The sequence below is a fragment of the Streptomyces sp. NPDC020299 genome, assembly GCF_044387825.1.
Taxonomy (GTDB): Bacteria; Actinomycetota; Actinomycetes; order Streptomycetales; family Streptomycetaceae; genus Streptomyces.
In genome coordinates this window covers 1,538-21,574 of record NZ_JBIRWL010000020.1, presented here as the reverse complement: position 1 = coordinate 21,574, position 20,037 = coordinate 1,538, and the positions used below count along the sequence as shown (strand labels likewise).

The following is a 20,037-nucleotide window of genomic DNA, read 5'->3' as shown; positions in this document are numbered from 1 at the left end:
GCGGGGGCCCCGCGCACCCACGGTGCGCGAAACCCCCGCCGTCGAAAGACCGGGACGAGCCGTAGCTCAGTAGACCGGCTTGTCCGGTTCGATCTGGTTGACCCAGCCGATGACACCGCCGCCGACGTGGACGGCGTCGGCGAAGCCCGCGGACTTCAGGACGGCGAGGACTTCCGCACTGCGGACACCCGTCTTGCAGTGCAGGACGATCTTCTTGTCCTGAGGAAGGCCCTCGAGGGCGGTGCCCATGAGGAACTCATTCTTCGGGATCAGGCGGGCGCCGGGGATGGAGACGATCTCGTACTCGTTCGGCTCGCGGACGTCGATGATCTCGATGTTCTCGCCGTCGTCGATCCACTCCTTGAGCTGCTTGGGAGTGATCGTGGCACCGGCCGCCGCCTGCTGGGCCTCCTCGGAGACGACGCCGCAGAAGGCCTCGTAGTCGATGAGCTCGGTGACGGTCGGGTTCTCACCGCAGACCGCGCAGTTCGGGTCCTTGCGGACCTTGACCTGGCGGTACTGCATCTCCAGGGCGTCGTAGATCATCAGGCGGCCGACCAGCGGCTCGCCGATGCCCGCGAGGAGCTTGATGGCCTCGTTGACCTGGATGGAACCGATGGACGCGCACAGCACGCCCAGCACGCCGCCCTCGGCGCAGGAGGGGACCATGCCGGGGGGCGGGGGCTCCGGGTAGAGGCAGCGGTAGCAGGGGCCGTGCTCGGACCAGAAGACCGAGGCCTGGCCGTCGAAGCGGTAGATCGAACCCCAGACGTAGGGCTTGTTCAGCAGCACGCACGCGTCGTTGACCAGGTAGCGGGTCGCGAAGTTGTCCGTGCCGTCGACGATCAGGTCGTACTGGCTGAAGATGTCCATCACGTTGTCGGCCTCGAGCCGCTCCTCGTGAAGGATCACGTTCACGTACGGGTTGATGCCGAGGACGGAGTCGCGGGCGGACTCGGCCTTGGAGCGGCCGATGTCGGACTGGCTGTGAATGATCTGGCGCTGCAGGTTCGACTCGTCGACCTCGTCGAACTCCACGATGCCGAGCGTGCCGACGCCCGCGGCGGCCAGGTACATCAGCGCCGGCGAGCCCAGGCCGCCGGCGCCCACACAGAGCACCTTGGCGTTCTTCAGCCGCTTCTGCCCGTCCATCCCGACATCGGGGATGATCAGGTGGCGGGAGTACCTGCGGACCTCGTCTACGGTGAGCTCAGAAGCCGGCTCGACCAGGGGTGGCAGCGACACGGGGACTCCGTTGGTCGGTCAAACAGTACGGTTGTTCTCCGCGTAACACTGCCACGGCCTTTTTCATTCCGAGACACCCGTTCCGACACGCGAGACGATTTCGTCCCAGTAGCCGGGCATGCCCTCCCACGGGTCGACGCGATCCCCTCGACCGCCACGACCGCCACGACCGGTGTGGTCGGTGAACCAGATGGTCGCCGCGCCCTGCCAGCGGGCTATGCGGAGCGCCTCGTCGAGGTGGCCGCGAGGCACGCCGTGCACGAAGTGGCAGAAGCGGTCGGGCGGGTAGTCGGCGGTCCACTCGGCGACCTGCGACCAGCGGTAGTCGCTCCAGGAGCCGGAGAAGGTCACCAGCTGGTCGGCGTTCTCGGCGTATCCCGGATAGGGGTGGGTGCCGTGGCCGAGGACTATGTGGGCGCCGTCACGGATCGCGCGCAGCGTGCTCACCGTGCGGCGGACCTCGCCGAGCGCGGTGCGCTCGGCGGGGCAGCGGTCGAGCAGGAAGCCGTCGACCTGGTACCAGTCGAGGAAGCGGTGCGCGTCCGCGACCAGCTCGCCGAAGGGGCGGAGACCGTACCTGGCGTCCAGGTGACCGAGGACGCGCACGCCCGCGTTGCGCAGGCGCCCGGCCGCCTGGAGGCAGTGCGGGTCAGGGCGGGTGCCGGGGCCCTGGGCGACGTTGAGGACGACCCAGTGCAGGGGTGCGCCGGGGCGAGTCAGCGCGGCCCACTCGGCCTGGGCGACGAGCGGGTGGGCGTAGCCCGGGACGCCGAAGCCGGTGCGGATGCCGGTGGTCGCGGTGTCCGGCCTGGTGCTGGTCAGATGCGGCATGCCGCCTCCATCCAGATGTCGGCGAGGGACTCCTCGAGGTTGATCCGGGGGCGCCAGCCGAGCCGGTCCCGGGCGGTGCGCACATCGGCCTGCTGCCAGCTGCCGCAGCCGTCCGGGTACGGGTACGCGACCGGGGAGGCGTGGTCGGCGTCGGAGCGCGGGTGGCCGATGGCGGTCCGCAGCGGGCCGGGCGGGCCGTCGAGCTCGTGCAGGGCGCCGCCGTACCCGGCCACCCGGGCGAGGACGGTGGCGGCGTCCCGCAGGCGCACGGCGCGGCCCGAGCCGATGTTGATGACTCCTTGCGCGGCGGACAGCGAGGCGGCGTGTACGGCGCGGGCGACGTCGCGTACGTCGACGAAGTCCCGCTGGACGCCGAGGCCGCCGAGTTTGAGTTCGCCGTCACCTGACTGCATGGCGCGGCGCATCGCCTCGGCGAGGCGGCCGAGCGGGGAGCCGGCCGGGGTGCCGGGGCCGGCGGGCGAGAAGACGCGGAGCACGACGGCGTCGAGGCCGGAGCCGAGGACGAGCTCGGTGGCGGCGAGCTTGCTGACGCCGTACGGGCCGCCGGGGCGGGGGACGGCGTCCTCGGCCGTGGATGAGCCGGGCTGGCTCGGACCGTACTCGGAGCTGCAGCCGATCTGCACCAGACGCGCGCCGCAGCCGCTGCGGCGCAGGGCCTCGCAGACGGTGGCGACCGCGACGGTGTTGTGCCGGGTGAGCTCGCGGGCGCCGCCGCGGGTGGCGCCCGCGCAGTTGACGACGACTCCGGGGTGGACCGCGTCGAGGAAGCGGGTGAGGGCGCCGGGGCTGCCCGTCGCCAAGTCGAAGCGGACGTCGGCGTCGTCGCCGCGGCCGAGTGCGGTGAGCTGGACGGCCGGGTCGGCGAGCAGGCGGTCGGCGACGAAGCGGCCGAGGTAGCCGTTGACTCCGATCAGCAGGACTCTCATCGGGCCGCTCCCGGGGTGATCGCTCCGGCTGTTCCGGTGGCTCCGGACGCGCCGGGTCGGGAGGTGGTCATCTGGTGTTCTCCTTCGAGGGGGTGGTGCGGTTGCCTGCGGCGGCTGGGTGAGGTCATGGCTGGTCTGCCGTCCGGTCCTCCGCGGGCGCGTGGGCCGAGGCCCGGGTCAGGGTGCGGCTCGCGTGGACCAGCAGGGCCAGAGCCGCGGTCGCGCAGGCGAGGGTGGGCACGCTGCCCGGGCCCCAGGTGTCCACGAGCGATTCGACGGGGGCCGCCACGAAGGCGCAGCCGGGCAGCCGGCCCGTGAGGTCCAGGGCACAGGCCGCCGCCTCCGTCACGGCCGCGGCGGCCAAGGCCAGGGCCGGGGCGTGGCGATGGCGGTGGACGGTGAGCAGGCGGGCGAGCAGGAGGAGGGCGCCCAGGGTGAGGGCCTGGGGGTAGGCGGCGGGCTGGTGCAGGGCCGCGCCGCACAGGGCGAGCAGGGCCGTGAGGAGGGCCAGGAACAGGGCGAACGTGCCGAACAGCGCCGGTCGGGTGGCGGCGGCGAACTCCTCCAGGCCGCGGCTGGCCGTGAGCCTGCGGTGGGCCCGCACGGCGAACAGGTGGGCGCACCAGGCCGCCGGGGCGCAGCTCAGGAAGAGGGCCAGTACGGGTGCGGTGGCCGGGGGCCAGGGGCCGTCCGCGGTGCCGGTCGGCAGCTCGTCGGGGCCGCCGTCCAGGACGGCTCGGAGCAGGCCGTCGCCGAGCAGGGCGTAGGCGAGCAGCCAGACGGTCGACGCGCGCGTGCGGGTCGCCGCGCGCCACGCGCGTGTGCCGGCCGGTGTGCTCAGCGGGCCCCGGCTCAGTGCCGCACGCACCGCGAGGGCCAGGGCGAGGAGGCCCACGGCGGCGACCAGCAGGCGCGGCCGGCCGTGGGTGAGGCGCAGGCCGGTGACCACCGCCGCGCCGAGGACGCCCGGCAGGAGGGTGAGCAGGGCCCAGTCGAGACGGGGCCGGGGAAGGGCGGCGGTGTCGGCGGGCGGGTGGGCGTCGCCGTCGCGGGACGCGCGCGCGAACATCTCCTCGGCCAGCGAGAAGACGTCCCGGTGGCGAAAGCTCGCGGCGGTCCGGTCGGTGACTCCGTGTGCCTCGAGGCCCGCCGCGATCTCCAGCGGGTCCACGGCCCGCTCGCACAACTCGCGGTGACGGTGCATCAGTGCCTTGACCGGGTCGGCGGCGCCTCGGCGGGCAGCGGGCCCGGGGGTGCCGCCCACGGGGGCCGGGAGCGGCGCAGGTGAGTCCGGGGTCGCATCCGGCATCGGCCTCTCCTCCGCCAGCCACTCCTGCGACCGCGAGTCCCACGCGCCGGGGTTGTCGGGGGTTCCAGGGCGGTCCAGTTCGCCCAGGCCGCTCATCGCGCCGCCTCCGTCGCCGCCGTCCGGGTGGCCCGCACCGGTGCGCCGGTCGCCCAGCCGGTGCCGCCGCGGGCCACGACGCGGGCCGTGGGGCCGGTCCAGCGACTGGGGACGCGGGCCTCGGCGGGGACGGCGAAGGGGAGGGGCTCGCCGGCCTTGCCGGTGATCACGCGGCGTACGGGACAGCGCGAGACGATCTCCAGGTAGATGCTGTGGAATGCGGCGATGTTCTGCTCGACGGTGAAGAGTTCGAGCGCGCGGGCGCGGGCGGCGGCGCCCAGGCGCGCACGACGCTCGGGGTCGCGCAGCAGCGCCACGCACGCCTCGGCGAGCGCTCGCGGATTGCGCGGCGGCACGACCAGTCCGGTGCCGCCGACGGCCTCGACCACCGCCCCGACGTCCGTGGACACCGTCGCCCGGCCGCAGAGCATGGCCTCGACCAGGCTGATCGGGAAGCCCTCGACGACGCTGGACAGGACGACGACGGCGCCCGCCGCGTAGGCGTCGGCGAGGGTCGGGGCCTCGGGACCCCCGATCTCCTCGAAGGAGACGGGGTTCTCGCCGACCGCGTGCGCGCCCTCCGCCTCGTCCGGGAAGAGCTGGGCGGCCAGCACCTCGCAGTGCCCCAGATACGCCTGGGCCTCGGGTCCGGTAGCCGTGCCCACGATGCGCAGCCGTGCCGTGGGCTCGGCCCTGCGCACCTCGGCGAAGGCGTGCAGCAGGGACAGCAGGTCCTTGGCGGGATCCACCCGGCCGACCCAGACCAGCGTGCCCGGGTCGGCGCGGTCCGGGGACTCGCCGGCCTCCGCGAAACGGGACGCCTCCATGCCCGGGTGGACGGTGCGGATCCTGACGCGGTCCGCGCCGCAGCGTTCCTGCCAGCGGCGGGCGTGTGCGTTGCCCGGGGTGATGATCGCGGCCCGCCGGTAGATCTCGGCGGCGAGCAGGCGGTGGAAGGAGGCGAGCAGGGTCCGTACGGCGGGGGCCGCGGTGCCGGGGCCGGAGGTCAGGTAGTGGGAGCGCAGCTGTACGCCGTACTCGGTGACCAGCAGCGGCACCTCGCAGAAGTGGCCGGCGAGGAGTCCGGCCAGGGCCGCCGGGCCGCCTGTCGTGGCGTGGCACAGGTCGGCCGCGCCGAGGTCCTCGTCCTCGTACCAGTCGAGGGAGAGGGGCCGCAGGGCGCGTTCGAGGTGTGCGGCGACGGTGAGCAGTTCGGGGACGCGGGCCTCGCGCGCGGTGCGCAGGGCGCCCGGTGCGCGACAGGCGCGCTCCAGGGCGCGTACGGCGGTTTCGGAGCGCAGCGCGCCGGGCAGTCCGCCCTCGTCGCGGGCGAGTTCGGCGAGTCCGTACAGCGCGCTGCCGAAACGGTCCGCCAGGGCATGGGGATCGGCGTCCGAGGCCGCGCAGACCGCCTCCGCGAGTTCCTCGTAGCATGCGGCGAAGCGTCGGCGTGCGCGTCGCCCGTGCATCGCCGCGTCGTCCTCGACGGCCCACAGCGGTGCGGTTCGTACCCGGCTGACCTGTGGTGGAAGCGGGATCCAGCCCTCGTCCTCCTGCCGCTGGGTGCGGCTGAACGCGTAGATGTCGAACTCGTGCTGGCCGAGCCCGCGCACGAGCCGGTCGCACCAGAGTCCGGCGTCACCGCTCACATACGGATAGCCACCTTCCGTCAGCAGTCCGATGCGCACGTGTGCACCCCCGATCATCTCCCGTCCGGGGAGCCGCCGTTGTGCCGACGGCTCGTAGCGGGGACGAACGTATGCGGACAAGCCGGTGGCGCGACGGACGGTTGTCCATCGCGCCACCAAAAGGGGTGAACGGTCGTAACTTTCCCGTGCGGGTCGCGTTGTGTCGCGCTATGAGATCAAGCGGACGCGTACGGTCATGCCGCGGCGAGTTCCCGGCGGGCGGCCCGCCGCTCGGCCGCGACCTGGGGGTCCAGGGCGGGTACGGCGGCCAGCAATTGCCTGGTGTAGGGCTCCCGCGGGTTGTCGTAGACCTCGTCGGCGGGTCCGTACTCCACGACCCGCCCGCGGCGCATGACCGCGACCCGGTCGCTCACCTGTCGTACGACGGCGAGGTCGTGCGCGACGAAGACCAGTGCGAGCCCGAGTTCGCGTTGCAACTCGCCGAGCAGGCCCACGACCTGGGCCTGCGTGGTGACGTCGAGGGCGGAGACGGGCTCGTCGCAGACGATGACGCGCGGGTCGGCCGCGAGCGCCCGCGCGATGCCCACGCGCTGGCGCTGTCCGCCGCTGAACTCGTGCGGGTAGCGGTCGTAGTGCGCCCCTTCGAGTCCCACGCGCTCCAGCAGTTCCCTCACGCGACCCCGAATGCTCTTCTCGTCCCTTTCTCCACGCGCGCGGAGCGGGTCGGCGATGGATTCGCCCACGCTGCGGCGGGGGTTGAGGGAGGAGACGGGGTCCTGGAAGACCATCTGCACGGCCGGGTTCACACCGCTCACCGCACGGCCCTCGAAACGGACCCCGCCCGCCGTCGGCTCCAGCAGCCCCACCAGCATGCGCCCGAGTGTCGTCTTGCCGCTGCCGCTCTCGCCCACGATGCCGAGGGTCTCGCCCCGGCGGACGGTCAGCGACACGTCGTCGACGGCCGTGACCGCCCCCTTGCCGCGGCCGAACGCGCGCCGGAGGCCGGTCGCCTCCAGGACGACCTCCTCGGTCGCCCGCGAGGCGGCACGCGGCGCGTCCACGCGCGGCACCGCGCCGAGCAGCTCCCGGGTGTACGGCTCGCCGGGCGTTCCCAGGACGGTGCCGGCCGGCCCATGCTCGACCGCCCTGCCGTGCCGCATGACCAGCACCTCGTCGACGCTCTCGGCGGCCACGCCGACATCGTGGGTGACGAGGAGGAGCCCCATGCCGGTGTCCTCGCGCAGGGTGTGCAGCAGGTCGAGGATCTGGGCCTGCACGGTCACGTCCAGCGCGGTGGTCGGCTCGTCGGCGATGAGCAGTTCCGGCTCACAGGCGAGCGCCATGGCGATCAGGGCACGCTGGCGCATGCCGCCGCTGAACTCGTGCGGGCGCGAGCGGGACCGCCGTACCGCGTCCGGGATTCCCACCCGGTCGAGGACCTCGACGGCACGCGCGCGTGCCGCCCGACGTGACACGCGCGTGTGCACGCGGTGCACCTCGGCGATCTGGTCGCCGATCGCGTAGTAGGGGTCGAGCGAGGACAGCGGGTCCTGGAAGACCATGGCGGCCTTCGCCCCGCGCAGCCGCCGCAGTTCCTCGTCGGAGGCGCCCTGTACGTCGGTGCCGGCGACGTGGACCGAGCCGCCGACCCGGGCTCCCGTGCCCCGGTGCAGGCCCAGCAGGGCGCCGGCGACCGTGGACTTGCCGGAGCCGGACTCGCCGACCAGGGCGAGGGCCGCGCCGGGCTCCAGGCGGAACGACAGCCCGTCCACGGCCCTGAGGGGCCCGAACCCGACGCTCAGGTCCGTCACTTCCACCAGGCTCATGCGAGCACCACCCGTCGGTCGGCCACCGCGTACAGCACGTCCGCGGCGGCGTTGGCGAGGACCACGAAGAAGCCGACGACCAGGACCATGCCGACAACCACCGGCAGGTCGACGACGTTCACCGCGTGCACCAGCTCCTGACCGATGCCGGGCAGGCCGAACAGGGTCTCGGTGAGGACCGCGCCGCCGACGGCCGAGCCGAAGTTGTTGGCGTTCAGCGCGATGACGGGCGCCAGCGCGCCGCGCAGGGCGTGCCGTCCGACGATCGACCGCTCCCCCACGCCGTACGCGCGGAAGGTGCGGATGTGGTCCTCGGCGAGCGTCTCCAACATGGCCGCCCTGGTGAGTCGCGCGAACGCGGCGGCCTCGATCAGGGCCAGCGAGAGCCAGGGCAGCAGCAGGTTCCAGGCCCACTGCTCGGGGTCGTCGGCGAACTTCACGTACTGCGGGAAGGGCAGCAGCTGGAGTTCGCCGCAGACGACGATCATCAGGATCAGGCCGATGACGAAGACCGGCGTGGCCCAGCCGGCCAGGGTCAGGGCCGTCAGCACCCGTTCGGTGAGCCGGCCGCGCCGCCACGCGGAGAGGATGCCGGTGCCGACCCCGAGGACGAGCCACAGCACCATCGCGCCGAGCACGAGGGACAGGCTGACCGGGAGCTTGGTCAGGATGATGTCGGTGACCTGCTGGTCGCTCTGGTACGACAGCCCGAGGCAGGGGGCCGGGCAGTGCGCGACGGACGTTCCCGTCGAGTAGTCCTGGCCCGCGACGATGCCCAGCAGGAAGTGCCAGTAGCGCACGTACAGCGGGTCGTCGAGCTTCAGTTGCTGGGCGACCTGGTGCACCTGCTCCGGCGAGCAGCGCGGGCCGCAGGTGATCTGGGCGACGTTGCCGGGAGTGACGTAGAAGACGACGTAGACGATCACCGAGAGGACGAACAGGGTGACCAGGGCGCCGGCGGCGCGGCGCAGGACGAATCCTCCGAAGCCGTTCATGCCTTGGCCTCCCGCTTGCGGCCGGTGCCGACGCGCAGTCGCGAGGCCGCGCGCGGGTCGAGGGCCGTACGCACGCCGTCGCCGAGGACGGTGAGGGCGAGGACGGTGACGAACAGCGCGCCGGCGGGCAGCAGCAGGTACTGCGGTGCCGCCTGGTACCAGACGTCGGCGGCGGTGAGCATCTGCCCCCAGGAGGGCGTGGGCGGCTTCACGCCGACGCCGAGGAAGGACAGGGCCGCCTCGATGGAGATGTTCGTGGGGACGAGCAGCGCCGCGTAGGTGATGACGGGTGCGGCGAGGCCCGGCAAAAGCTCCCTGCGGGCGATGCGCCACGTTCCCCAGCCGCTCAGCCGGGCGGCGGAGACGTAGTCGAGCCCCTTCAGGGTGAGGGTCTGGGCACGCGTGATCTTCGCGATGTTGCCCCACGAGATGAGGCCGATGACCAGGGTGACCAGGACCGGCCGCGGGAAGCTGGAGGGGACGATCGCGAGCAGCGCCAGGGACATGATCATCAGCGGCATGGAGACGATGACGTCGGTGGCCCGGCTCAACAGTTGATCAACCCATCGGGTGCCGAGCGCGGACGCGATGCCGATCGTGACGCCGAGGGTCACCTGCAGCACCGTCGCCGCCAGCGCGACCCCGAGGGAGACCCGCGCCCCGTACACCAGCCGCGCGAACAGGTCGCGTCCGGTCTGCGGTTCGACGCCCAGCCAGTGGCCGCCGCCGGCCCCGCCGAACGAGCCGACGGGCACGCCCCCGCGCGCGGAGTCGATGAGGGACGGGTGGTACGTGGTCGGGTCCTGGCCCTCGATCGCGGTGAGCAGCGGCGCGGCGAGCGCGACCAGGACGAGCAGCGCGACGACGACGGCCGCGACGAGGGCGGCGCGCTGCTGCCGCAGCCGCCGCCAGAACTGACGGGCCCCCGAGACCGCCGGGACGGAAGTGTCCGTCCCGGCGGTCTCGACGGCGACAAGTGCCTCACTCACGGCGCTACTTCACCGCGACCTGGGAGATGTCGAGGACGCCGGTCCAGTCGCTGATCACGACGTTCTTGATGTCGTCGCCGACCAGGCGCTTGTAGACGGGGTGGAACAGCGGCACGGTCAGCGCCTGCTCGCCGATCTTCTTGTCCAGTGCACCCCACCGCTTGGCGGCGGCGTCAAGGTCCGTCAACTTGTTGATCGCGTCAATCTCGGCATTGACCGACTTGTCGTTCAGCAGGCCGGTGTTGAAGTTCGCGCCGTCCTTGACGATCTGCCGGCCGTCGAAGATCGGGGCGAGGAAGGGACCGCCGGAGGGCCAGTCGGCACCCCAGTGGGCGAGGAAGAAGCCGGGCTCGGTCTTCACACTGTGGATCTTGTCGCGGTAGTCGTTGTCCTCCAGGCCCTGGAGCTTGACCGTGATGCCGGCCTTCTTGAGCGCGTCCTGGACGGCGGTCGCGATCTCCGGGCTGGTCTCGGAGTCCTTGCTGTTGGAGTGCGTGAGGCTCACCGAGAGCCCGTTCTTGTAACCGGCCTCCTTCAGCAGCTCCTTGGCCTTCGCCGCGTTGCCGGTCTTCCCGCCCGGGAAGAGGTCGTACGGCGTGTAGCCGAAGGACTTCTGGTTCGGCAGGTAGGTGGTCGCGGGCTCGGCGAGCGCGGAACCGCCCGCCGCGTTGACGACGGACGACCGGTCGATGGCGTAGGAGATCGCCTGGCGCACCTTGGCGTTGTCGAACGGCTTGACCTTCGGGTTGAACGCGATGTAGTTCGTGTAGCCGAAGTGGCCGGTGCCCACGCGCGCGGCCAGTGCCTTGTCGCCGGTCACCTTGGCGAGTTCGGCCGGGCCGAGGTTGGTGTCGGTGGTGACCGCGGCGGCGTCCGTGCCCTGGGACGCGGCCAGCCGCTGGTTGATCACCGAGGAGTCCAGCCCGGAGCGTACGTCGACCTTGTCCGGGTAGGCCTTGCGCTCCGGGTCCGTCGCCGGCGACCAGTACGTGTTGCGCTCCAGGAGCAGGTGTTCGCCGTCGTTCTCGTTCTTGACGACCTTGTACGGACCCGAGGAGACGGGGTGCTCCTCGTACTTGGTGCCCGTGTCCTTGCCCTTGGGGACAGGCGTGAACTGCGTCTGGGTGGCCAGGTACGGGAACTCGCCCTCGGGCTTGTTCAGATGGAAGACGATGGTCCGGCTGTCCGGCGTCTCGATCGCGGACAGGCCCTTCTTGTCCTTGTACGGCCCCTGGTAGCCGGCGGCGCCGACCAGCCAGTCCCGCAGGTAGGGGGCGCCGCCGGAGAGTTCGGGGGCGAAGGAGCGCTCTATGCCGTACTTGATGTCGGCCGAGGTGATCGGGGTGCCGTCCTCGTACTTGAGGCCCTTCTTCAGGGTGTACGTCCACACGGTCGCGTCCTTGTTCGGGCGCCCGGTGTCGGTGGCCAGGTCGGGGACGACCTTGGCGCCGGCCGCGCCGTTCTCGCGGTTGCGGGTGGTGAGCGTGCGGAAGACGAGGGAGGGGACGTTGCCGCCGCCGGAGGTGTACAGGCGGGCGGGGTCGAAGTCCGTCTGCGCCTCGGAGTTCAGGACCGTGAGGGTGCCGCCCTTGTGGGGCGTGGAGTCGCCGCCGGATGCCTTGGCATCGTTGTCCTTCGGCCCGCAGGCGGCGGCGCCCGCTGCCACGACCAGGCTGACGGACGCCGCGGCCACGCGGCGCGCTCTGCGGGACGGTTGACGCATCGGAGTGACGACCTCTCGGTTGGCTTGTCGGCTGTCTCTCGAGTCTTCTCGGATGGTGAGACAGGTGGACGAGGAGTGAGACGAAAATGAACAGACGTCTGCCCCGGCGCCGGGTCGTCGAAAAGGCCGTGATCACATCACGGAGAAGCGGTGGAATCGCGACGCGAACGCCAGGAGGCGGCGTCAGCGACAGTGGATGTCGGCCACGCAGAGCGCGGTCACGCCGAAGAGCGCCAGCTCGATGGCGGCGCTGCTGTCGGCGGCATGACTAGACCACATGCGCAGAAATATGAACGAACTTTCGGCACATGTCAATGTGAGGTAAGCGCTGCCTGTCAACTCCTGGGATAGGGCCAGGGGTTGGGCAGACAGTGGATGCCGTCGTGGTCCAGGAACTTGGTCTGCTGCTGCATCACGGGGGCCAGTTCGCCGTTCTTGTCGCAGGTGACGTGGCCGTAGCCGAGCCGGTGGCCGACCTCGTGGTTGATGAGCATCTGACGGTAGGCGTGGATCTTGTCGCCGTACGTCTTCGAGCCCTGTGCCCAGCGATAGGCGTTGATCATCACGCGCTCGGTGGCGGCCGAGTCGCAGGAGACGTTGTCCTCCGTGGTGTCCAGGTTGGACTTGGCGCACCAGGTGGCGGTGGTGCCGGGGCTGGCGAGGGTGATGACGAAGTCGGGCTTGCCGGAGGAGACGCGCTCGAAGGTGCGGGCGCCGTCGTGGGCCCAGCTGCGGTCGTCGTTGAGCGTCTTCTGCACGGCCTCGGCGAAGAGCTCGCCGTCCAGGCCGAGCCCCTGCTCGACGTCCACACGGTAGGTGTACTTGCGCCCCTTGCCGGGCGCCTTGGCCGCACCGGGGACCGCGCCGAACTTCCCCGGACCCTTCAGGGTGGCGCTGAGCGGGTACTTCTCGGCCATTTTCTGGTCGTACGTCAGCGGCACCGCGTTCGGGGATCCGGAAGTCGTAGGCCGGTCGTCCCCGCGCGAGGCGGAGTCGCGGGACCCGTCGGTGGCGGACCTGGACTGCGCACCGGTGTCGTCCTGGCCGTCGGTGACCTGGCCGGCCACGATCACCGCCAGCACGGTGGTGACGGCGGCCGCGGCGATACCGGTGAAGGTCCGCCCCTTGATCCGCTTGCTCTGCGCGGGATCGGCGGTCGCGGGGGCGACTTCGTCCGTGCCGGCGGTCCCGGGTGCCCGGGCCGGCGCGGGTACGTACGACTCCGTCGGCTCCGTATGCCGCGTGGCGGCCCCCGACCGGGGGGCGAAGACATCCTCGTCCTCGTCGGGCCCGCCGTCGAAGGCGTCCAGGTACTCCTTCCGGGGCCCGCCGGGCACCTTCCGCCGCTGCCGCGGCACGGCGGCCCCGGGCCCGGCCGCGCCGGAGCGCGTGTCCAGGCCGCCTTCCCGACTGCCCGCGAACTCGCCCCAGCCACCGCCGGGTTCCCGCTGCTCGGGGTGAGCGCCACGGGCCTGGGGTGCCCCGTCCTGTGAACGGGGCACCCCGCGCGTCTGAGTACCGTCCTGCATACGTGGCATACCACGCGCCGGAGTACCCCCCTGCATACGCGGCACACCGCGCGCGGGAGTGCCGTCAGGCATACGAGGGACACCCCGAGCGGGCGTGCCCTGAGCAGGCGTCCCGCCGGGGCCGCGCGGCACGCCGTGCCCCGGTCCCCCGTCCACCGGCGCCCGGCGCTGCCCCGGCACCGGTACGGGACCCGCACCTGGCCGGCCGCCCGGCATCACCCCCGGAGCCGTGCCCGGCTCCCGCCCGTCCCGGGCAGCGCCCTGCCCGGTGCGGCTCCCGCCGGAGGTCTGTGCTGTTGTGGCCGCGGAGCCGGAGTCACCCTTGGGTGCCTTCCCGCGGCGGCTGTGGCGTCCCACGTCGCCCCTCAGCCCCCCGAACCCGTGCCGACGGAGCCGTCCGCGACGGCGGCGTCCGGGCCGCCCTCGGGCACCAACTCGCCTGCCTCGGCGAGAAGTTCCCGGAAGGCCCCGGCCACCGTGTCCGGGTACTCCATCATCGCCACGTGCCCGGCGTCCGGCAGGGACAGCAGACGGGAGTCACGGAAGGCACGGGCCGCCTTCTGGGCCATGCGGTAGCCGACCAGCTGGTCACGGCCGCCGTAGATCAGGAGCGTCGGGGCGAGGACGCGTTCGGCCTGGCGCCACAGGTTGTGCTGGCCGCCGAGTGTGTAGGCGTTGACGATCCCGCGCGCGGAGCGCGTCATGGCGTCCCAGAAGTACGGCAGCCGCAGCCGTCGCTCCAGTTCCTCCACGGCGTGCCGGAACGCCTCGGGCGACACCCGCCCGGGGTCGCCGTAACACAGGGCCGTGACGCCCCGGACGCGCTGCTCGGCCGACCACTCCCTGGTGACGCGGGTGAAGAGCGCTGCCACACCGGGCACGCCCAGCAGCGCCGTCGGCACCGCCGTCCGCTGCACGCGCAGTTCGGGAAGCGCGGGCGAGACCAGCGTGAGGGTGCGGACGAGATCGGGCCGCACCGCGGCCACGCGCGTGGTGACCGCGCCGCCCAGGGAGTTGCCGAAGAGGTGGACGGGGCCGCGGCCGGTCGCGTCGAGATAGCGGATGACCGCGCGCGCGTGTCCGGTGACGGAGTAGTCGCCGTCGTCCGGTGGCGGGGAGTCCCCGAAGCCCGGCAGGTCGACCGCCTCGCCGTCGACGACGCCGTCGAGCTCGAGCATCAGCGCCGACCAGTTCTGCGAGGAACCGCCGAGCCCGTGCACGTACAGCGCGGGCGGCAGCCCCTCGCGCGCGGGTGGTCTCGACCGGACCGTCAGCGTGACCCCCGGCAGACCCACCGACCTGAGCCGCTCGCCCTCCGCGACCCTCACGGGCGACACCCTTGGCAGGACGCTCGCGGCCGGCACGGACGGCAACTCGGTCGAAGACATGCGGCAATGTTACGAGACGATCACGTAGTGGTTCATGTGTTCGCCGTCACAGAGTGGAACGCTCCCCACCGGTGAGTCGGCCGATGAGCCGCACAACTATCGGGGGCAGATGGCATAGCGTCCGCATCGGGTGTCTCCTACGCTCGTACAAAGGGCACCCGAATGTGGCCCCTGCTGCTTCCGGGGACGTTCGTAGGAAGGGAGCCCACCATGGCCTATGACCCCAGCGATCCCGAGGCGTTCCAGGAACTCGAGACCGAGGACGACCTGAGGGAGATCGACGTCGAGGCCCCCGAGGTCGACGCCGCCGAGCAGCACACGGACCTCGCCCCGGACCACGACGACCCCCTCACGGGGGTGGATCCCGACCGCGCGAACGAGGCGGACCTCATCGAACAGGCACGGGTCGTCACCCTCGACGAGGACGACTATCGCTGACCGCCGGCCGGCCATCCCTGACCAGGCGGGCGGCGACCTGCCCGGTTTTGCGGTCGTCCGTACCCCTTTCGCCGTCGTCCGGTACGTGAAATTCTGCGCTCTCACCGCGCACAGCACGGTTACCGAAAAGTACGATGGCCGCGCGGCGCACACCGCATGTGGACGTGATTTTGGGAGGCGGCGTGACAGCCATCGAGCAGACAGAGGCGGCACGCCCGCGGGGCACTCGCCTGCCGCGCCGTGCCCGCCGGAACCAGCTCCTGGGTGCCGCCCAGGAAGTCTTCGTGGCCCAGGGGTACCACGCGGCCGCCATGGACGACATCGCCGAACGCGCCGGCGTCAGCAAGCCGGTGCTCTACCAGCACTTCCCCGGCAAGCTGGACCTCTACCTCGCCCTGCTGGACCAGCACTGCGAGTCGCTGATCCAGTCCGTACGGAACGCACTCGCGTCGACGTCCGACAACAAGCAGCGCGTGCGGGCGACGATGGACGCCTACTTCGCGTACGTGGAGGACGACGGCGGCGCCTTCCGCCTGGTCTTCGAGTCGGACCTGACGAACGAGCCCGCGGTGCGCGAGCGCGTCGACAAGGTCACGACCGAGTGCGCCGAGGCGATCTGCGAAGTGATCGCCGAGGACACGGGCCTGTCGCGGGCCGAGTCGATGCTGCTGGCCTCCGGCCTCGGCGGGCTCGCCCAGGTGGTGGCGCGCTCCTGGCTGCACAGCGACCGCAGCGTCCCGCGCGACCAGGCGGTGCAGCTGCTGGCCTCGCTGGCCTGGCGGGGCATCGCAGGCTTCCCGCTGCACGGCACCGAGCACCACTGAGCACGCACGCGCGTGGCGGGGCGGGAGAGGTTTGTTCCCGCCCGCTGTTCGCTTCTGGCGTTCTCGCGCTGAACATGTACGTCCCCTTACCGGGCTAGTGTGTGCTGGTACGGCGCGGAAGGTCGCGCACTCACTGACCGTCGGAGGGACATAGCCGTGGAGGTCAAGATCGGCGTGCAGCACGCGCCCCGCGAGATCGTTCTGGAGAGCGGTCAGAGTGCGGAGGAGGTCGAGCGCGTGGTGGCCGAGGCGCTGGCCGGCAAGACGCCTCTGCTGAGCCTCGAGGACGAGAAGGGCCGCAAGGTCCTGGTCCCGTCGGACCGCTTGGCGTACGTCGAGCTCGGCGAGCCTTCCGTCCGGAAGGTGGGTTTCGGCCCGCTGTAGTCCGCACGCGGAAGACGTCCTACGCACACGGGAAGGGGCCCGGCGGCGAGCTGCCGCCGGGCCCCTTCCCGTGTCCGGACCCGCTCCACAAAGCGAGCACAAGTCATCCACAGGGGAGGATTGCATTCCGCAGGTCACGGGTATGACGGGCTACGACCGTGAAGCGCAGCCGGCCGCGTGGGAGGGACCCGCACATGATCCTGGAAGCTCTCGGCTCCGCCCTGCTCGGTCTGGCGCTGGCCTGGGCCGCGGTGCACCGGCTCGCCCACCGGCTGCCCGCCCGCGCCCTGGTGTTCGGCACGGGCGTCGCCGGAGCCCTCTTCGGTGACTTCGTCACCCACAGCGCGCTGGGCACCGGCACCGTACTGCCGAGCCTGCTCGGCGCGGCAGCCGTCTCCGCGGCGTCGCTCTCACTCCTGCTGCGCCCGGCCGGCCGCCTGCGCCGACGATCAGCGACGGCGTAGGGGCATCCGCCCCCGCCCCGCTCAGGGGTGCTACGCCGCCAGGCCCAGCGCAGCCATCCGCTTGGTGTGGGCCTCGGTGATGCGGGAGAACATCCTGCCGACCTCGGCGAGGTCGAAGCCGTCCGCCACGCCGCCGACGAGCATCGTGGACAGGGCGTCCCGGTCGGCGACGACCCGCTGCGACTGCGACAGCGCCTCGCCCATCAGACGCCGCGCCCACAGGGCGAGCCGGCCGCCCACGCGCGGGTCCGCGTCGATGGCGGCGCGCACCTTCTCCACCGCGAAGCCGGCGTGCCCGGTGTCGTCGAGGACGGCCAGCACCAGCTCGCGGGTGTCGGAGTCGAGGCGTGCCGCGACCTCCCGGTAGAAGTCGCTGGCGATCGAGTCGCCGACGTACGCCTTGACCAGGCCCTCCAGCCAGTCCGAGGGCGCGGTCTGCTTGTGGAAGCCGTCGAGTGCCGCGACGAACGGCTCCATGGCGAGGGTCGGTTCCGCGCCGATCTCGGTGAGCCGGTCCCGCAGCCGCTCGAAGTGGTGGAACTCCGCCGACGCCATCTTCGCCAGCTCCGCCTTGTCCTCCAGCGTGGGCGCCAGCTTGGCGTCCTCCGCGAGACGCTCGAACGCCGCGAGCTCCCCGTAGGCGAGCGCGCCGAGCAGGTCCACGACCGCGGCGCGGTACTGCGGGTCGCCGGAGGCCTTGGCCCAGTCCTGGGCGGCGACGCCGGTGTGTTCGGCAGTGGCGTTGTCAGGCTTGTCAGAGCTCGTCATGAAGCGCACAATAGCCCGCTCGCCGCCTGGATGAAGCCCCTGGTCAACCACTGTGACGACGACTACGTGACCAAATCGGCCATCACATGTGCACGATTCCGGGGTATGGTGGTAATGCGCCTGCTGGGTGGGTCGACAGTGCTCGACGTGCCGCGACAGGCCGCACGCATGAGGATGCCCGGTCGGTGGCCCGATCGGCTCCGACCCGACAGCCCTCCCCGGCCGTACGCCACCGTGCGTACGACGACCGGAGGGACACCCTCAGCGGTACGAGCGCTAGAGCGTCGGCAGAGGTCCCGTGCCATACGGCTAACCCGAGTGGTTTGCCCGTACGGCAGCCGACGTCCCCCGGCATGGTCCGACACGACCCCCGCGCTCGCCTCGCGCCGCACACACAGAAGAGGCAGCACCCTGACTACGTTTCGTGAACTCGGAATCCTTCCCGAGACCGCCGAGGCCCTGGAGGCCGTCGGCATCACCGCTCCCTTCCCCATCCAGGAGATGACGCTCCCCGTGGCCCTCTCGGGCACGGACGTCATCGGCCAGGCCAAGACCGGCACCGGCAAGACGCTGGGCTTCGGCCTTCCGCTCCTCGAGCGCGTGACCGTCCCCGCCGACGTGGAGGCGGGCCGCGCCCGGCCCGAGGCCCTCACCGACGCCCCGCAGGCGCTCGTCGTCGTCCCGACGCGCGAGCTGTGCCAGCAGGTCACCAACGACCTGCTGACCGCGGGCAAGGTGCGCAATGTGCGCGTCACCGCGATCTACGGCGGCCGGGCCTATGAGCCCCAGGTGGAGGCCCTGAGGAAGGGCGTCGACGTGGTCGTCGGCACCCCGGGCCGACTGCTGGACCTGGCCGGGCAGAAGAAGCTGGACCTGAAGCACATCAAGAGCCTCGTCCTCGACGAGGCCGACGAGATGCTCGACCTGGGCTTCCTGCCCGACGTCGAGAAGATCATCAACATGCTTCCGGTCAAGCGCCAGACCATGCTGTTCTCGGCCACCATGCCCGGCGCGGTCATCGGCCTCGCGCGCCGGTACATGTCCCAGCCCACCCACATCCGCGCCACCGCGCCGGACGACGAGGGCGCGACGGTCGCGAACATCAAGCAGTTCGTGTACCGCGCCCACTCCATGGACAAGCCGGAGATGGTCGCCCGCATACTGCAGGCCGACGGCCGCGGGCTGGCGATGATCTTCTGCCGCACCAAGCGCACGGCGGCCGACATCGCCGAGCAGCTCCAGCGCCGCGGGTTCGCCTCCGGCGCGGTCCACGGCGACCTCGGCCAGGGCGCCCGCGAGCAGGCGCTGCGCGCCTTCCGCAACGGCAAGGTGGACGTCCTCGTCTGCACCGACGTGGCCGCGCGCGGCATCGACGTCGAGGGCGTCACCCACGTCATCAACTACCAGTCCCCCGAGGACGAGAAGACGTACCTGCACCGGGTCGGCCGTACGGGCCGCGCGGGCGCGAAGGGTACGGCGATCACGTTCGTCGACTGGGACGACATCCCGCGCTGGCAGCTGATCAACAAGGCGCTGGAGCTGGACTTCAACGACCCGGTGGAGACCTACTCGAGCTCTCCGCACCTGTTCTCGGACCTCTCCATCCCCGAGGGCACCAAGGGCGTCCTGCCGCGCTCGGAGCGTACGCGCGCCGGGCTGGACGCGGAGGAGCTGGAGGACCTCGGCGAGACCGGTGGCCGCGGTGCACGCGGTCGCGGTGGCCGGGGCGGCCGGGGTGACTCCCGTGGCGACTCCCGTGGCGGTGACGCCCGTACCGCCGAGCGCGAGCGTCCGGCGCGTACGCCGCGCAGTCGCCGTCGCACGCGCGGCGGGGCCGCGCTGGACTCCGCGTCGCCGGCCGCCGAGACGGGCACGGTGGAGGAGACCAGCGCGCCGCGCACGCTGCGCCGCCGCCGCCGTACGCGCGGCGGGGCTCCGGCGGAGACGGCCCCGGCCGTCGTGGCCGCCGAGACCGTGGTGGCCGAGGTCGCCCCGGCCGCGGAGGCCGTCGTGGCGACGGCGGAGGGTGCGGCCACGGCCGACACCGCCGAGAAGCCGCGTCGCCGCCGCACCCGCAAGACGGCGGAGCCGGTCGTCGTCCCGGCCGAGGCAGTGCCCGCGGCCGAGGCCGAGGTGACCCCCGTCGCGGAGACTCCGGAGGAGAAGCCGCGCCGGACCCGCACCCGCAAGACGGCGGCTCCCGCCGAGGCCACGGTCGACACCGCCGAGGCCACCGAGGCCAAGCCGCGTCGCCGCACCCGCAAGGCCACCGCCGAGCCGGCCCCGGCCGAGGTCGCGGCCCCGGAGACGGTGGAGGCGGCTCCCACGGCCGAGGCCACCGAGACCAAGCCGCGCCGGACCCGGGCCCGCAAGACGGCGGCTCCCGCCGAGGCCGCGGTCGACACCGCCGAGGCCACGGAGGCCAAGCCCCGCCGCACCCGCAAGACCGCGGCCACCACGGCAACCGCGCCGACCACCACCGAAGCCCCGGCAGACGTGACGGCCGAAGCGGAGGCCAAGCCCAAGGCACGCCGCACCCGCAAGACGGCGGCTCCCGCCGAGGCCGCGGTCGACACCGCCGAGGCCACGGAGGCCAAGCCCCGCCGCACCCGCAAGACCGCGGCCACCACGG

At 72.3% G+C, this 20,037-nt stretch carries 18 protein-coding genes; 5 read left to right on the top strand and 13 right to left on the bottom strand.

What is annotated here, in order from left to right; translation table 11 throughout:
* Positions 1 to 66: 66 nt before the first annotated feature.
* The 12 genes from moeZ to ACH45E_RS37185 form a co-directional block, all read right to left on the bottom strand.
* Positions 67 to 1,245: an adenylyltransferase/sulfurtransferase MoeZ gene (moeZ, locus tag ACH45E_RS37240; protein WP_361449820.1), complete on the bottom strand. Its 1,179-nt coding sequence runs from the start codon at positions 1,243 to 1,245 to the stop codon at positions 67 to 69.
* Between the two features lie 63 nt (positions 1,246 to 1,308).
* On the bottom strand, positions 1,309 to 2,076 hold the full coding sequence (locus ACH45E_RS37235) for a spherulation-specific family 4 protein (protein WP_361449817.1): 768 nt from the start codon (positions 2,074 to 2,076) through the stop codon (positions 1,309 to 1,311).
* A complete protein-coding gene (locus ACH45E_RS37230) occupies positions 2,064 to 3,023 on the bottom strand; it encodes an NAD-dependent epimerase/dehydratase family protein (protein ID WP_361449814.1) in 960 nt (319 codons plus the stop codon). The genes ACH45E_RS37235 and ACH45E_RS37230 overlap by 13 nt, the downstream gene beginning before the upstream one ends.
* 124 nt (positions 3,024 to 3,147) lie before the next feature.
* Positions 3,148 to 4,428 carry a hypothetical protein gene (locus ACH45E_RS37225; RefSeq protein ID WP_361449811.1) on the bottom strand — a complete coding sequence of 427 codons (1,281 nt, stop codon included), beginning with the start codon at positions 4,426 to 4,428 and terminating at the stop codon, positions 3,148 to 3,150.
* Entirely contained in the window at positions 4,425 to 6,116 is a 1,692-nt protein-coding gene (locus ACH45E_RS37220) for a DUF3492 domain-containing protein (RefSeq protein WP_361449808.1), read from the bottom strand. Before ACH45E_RS37220 ends, ACH45E_RS37225 begins: the two co-directional genes overlap by 4 nt.
* Positions 6,117 to 6,310: 194 nt before the next feature.
* Positions 6,311 to 7,903 carry an ABC transporter ATP-binding protein gene (locus tag ACH45E_RS37215; RefSeq protein ID WP_361449805.1) on the bottom strand — a complete coding sequence of 531 codons (1,593 nt, stop codon included), beginning with the start codon at positions 7,901 to 7,903 and terminating at the stop codon, positions 6,311 to 6,313.
* Entirely contained in the window at positions 7,900 to 8,898 is a 999-nt protein-coding gene (locus ACH45E_RS37210; protein WP_361449802.1) for an ABC transporter permease, read from the bottom strand. Before ACH45E_RS37210 ends, ACH45E_RS37215 begins: the two co-directional genes overlap by 4 nt.
* Positions 8,895 to 9,887 carry an ABC transporter permease gene (locus ACH45E_RS37205; RefSeq protein ID WP_361449799.1) on the bottom strand — a complete coding sequence of 331 codons (993 nt, stop codon included), beginning with the start codon at positions 9,885 to 9,887 and terminating at the stop codon, positions 8,895 to 8,897. The genes ACH45E_RS37210 and ACH45E_RS37205 overlap by 4 nt, the downstream gene beginning before the upstream one ends.
* A 4-nt stretch (positions 9,888 to 9,891) precedes the next feature.
* A complete protein-coding gene (locus tag ACH45E_RS37200; RefSeq protein WP_361449796.1) occupies positions 9,892 to 11,610 on the bottom strand; it encodes an ABC transporter substrate-binding protein in 1,719 nt (572 codons plus the stop codon).
* Positions 11,611 to 11,793: 183 nt separating this feature from the next.
* The gene (locus ACH45E_RS37195) at positions 11,794 to 11,889 is read right to left on the bottom strand and encodes an Ms4533A family Cys-rich leader peptide (protein ID WP_361449793.1); all 96 of its coding nucleotides are present in this window, start codon (positions 11,887 to 11,889) and stop codon (positions 11,794 to 11,796) included.
* A gap of 56 nt (positions 11,890 to 11,945) precedes the next feature.
* Positions 11,946 to 13,496 (bottom strand): DUF3152 domain-containing protein, encoded by a 1,551-nt coding sequence (locus tag ACH45E_RS37190; protein WP_361449790.1) that lies wholly within the window; start codon positions 13,494 to 13,496, stop codon positions 11,946 to 11,948.
* A gap of 8 nt (positions 13,497 to 13,504) precedes the next feature.
* Positions 13,505 to 14,527, bottom strand: coding sequence for an alpha/beta hydrolase (locus ACH45E_RS37185; RefSeq protein WP_361449787.1), 1,023 nt, complete (start codon positions 14,525 to 14,527; stop codon positions 13,505 to 13,507).
* A gap of 210 nt (positions 14,528 to 14,737) precedes the next feature.
* On the opposite strand from ACH45E_RS37185, the gene ACH45E_RS37180 reads away from it, so the two are divergent.
* The 4 genes from ACH45E_RS37180 (at position 14,738) to ACH45E_RS37165 (ending at position 16,637) form a co-directional block, all read left to right on the top strand.
* The gene (locus ACH45E_RS37180; protein ID WP_361449784.1) at positions 14,738 to 14,965 is read left to right on the top strand and encodes a hypothetical protein; all 228 of its coding nucleotides are present in this window, start codon (positions 14,738 to 14,740) and stop codon (positions 14,963 to 14,965) included.
* A 182-nt stretch (positions 14,966 to 15,147) separates the two neighbouring features.
* On the top strand, positions 15,148 to 15,789 hold the full coding sequence (locus tag ACH45E_RS37175; protein WP_361449781.1) for a TetR/AcrR family transcriptional regulator: 642 nt from the start codon (positions 15,148 to 15,150) through the stop codon (positions 15,787 to 15,789).
* 156 nt (positions 15,790 to 15,945) lie between these two features.
* Entirely contained in the window at positions 15,946 to 16,173 is a 228-nt protein-coding gene (locus ACH45E_RS37170; protein WP_361449778.1) for a DUF3107 domain-containing protein, read from the top strand.
* Between the two features lie 194 nt (positions 16,174 to 16,367).
* A complete protein-coding gene (locus ACH45E_RS37165) occupies positions 16,368 to 16,637 on the top strand; it encodes a hypothetical protein (protein WP_361449775.1) in 270 nt (89 codons plus the stop codon).
* A 30-nt stretch (positions 16,638 to 16,667) separates the two neighbouring features.
* Here the strand turns inward: ACH45E_RS37165 and ACH45E_RS37160 are convergent, their stop codons facing one another.
* Entirely contained in the window at positions 16,668 to 17,414 is a 747-nt protein-coding gene (locus ACH45E_RS37160; protein ID WP_361449772.1) for a ferritin-like fold-containing protein, read from the bottom strand.
* A 492-nt stretch (positions 17,415 to 17,906) separates the two neighbouring features.
* Here ACH45E_RS37160 and ACH45E_RS37155 point away from each other — a divergent pair.
* Positions 17,907 to 20,037, top strand: a 2,131-nt coding sequence (locus ACH45E_RS37155) for a DEAD/DEAH box helicase (protein WP_399042347.1), incomplete at its 3' end; no start/stop codon positions are given.

Bases quoted from the DNA above. Each gene is read 5' to 3' on its own strand.
- ACH45E_RS37235 (WP_361449817.1), bottom strand. From the start codon at position 2,076: ATGCCGCATCTGACCAGCACCAGGCCGGACACCGCGACCACCGGCATC.
- ACH45E_RS37185 (WP_361449787.1), bottom strand. From the start codon at position 14,527: ATGTCTTCGACCGAGTTGCCGTCCGTGCCGGCCGCGAGCGTCCTGCCA.
- ACH45E_RS37230 (WP_361449814.1), bottom strand. From the start codon at position 3,023: ATGAGAGTCCTGCTGATCGGAGTCAACGGCTACCTCGGCCGCTTCGTC.
- ACH45E_RS37210 (WP_361449802.1), bottom strand. From the start codon at position 8,898: ATGAACGGCTTCGGAGGATTCGTCCTGCGCCGCGCCGCCGGCGCCCTG.
- ACH45E_RS37180 (WP_361449784.1), top strand. From the start codon at position 14,738: ATGGCCTATGACCCCAGCGATCCCGAGGCGTTCCAGGAACTCGAGACC.
- ACH45E_RS37215 (WP_361449805.1), bottom strand. From the start codon at position 7,903: ATGAGCCTGGTGGAAGTGACGGACCTGAGCGTCGGGTTCGGGCCCCTC.
- ACH45E_RS37165 (WP_361449775.1), top strand. From the start codon at position 16,368: ATGATCCTGGAAGCTCTCGGCTCCGCCCTGCTCGGTCTGGCGCTGGCC.
- ACH45E_RS37200 (WP_361449796.1), bottom strand. From the start codon at position 11,610: ATGCGTCAACCGTCCCGCAGAGCGCGCCGCGTGGCCGCGGCGTCCGTC.
- ACH45E_RS37195 (WP_361449793.1), bottom strand. From the start codon at position 11,889: ATGTGGTCTAGTCATGCCGCCGACAGCAGCGCCGCCATCGAGCTGGCG.
- ACH45E_RS37225 (WP_361449811.1), bottom strand. From the start codon at position 4,428: ATGAGCGGCCTGGGCGAACTGGACCGCCCTGGAACCCCCGACAACCCC.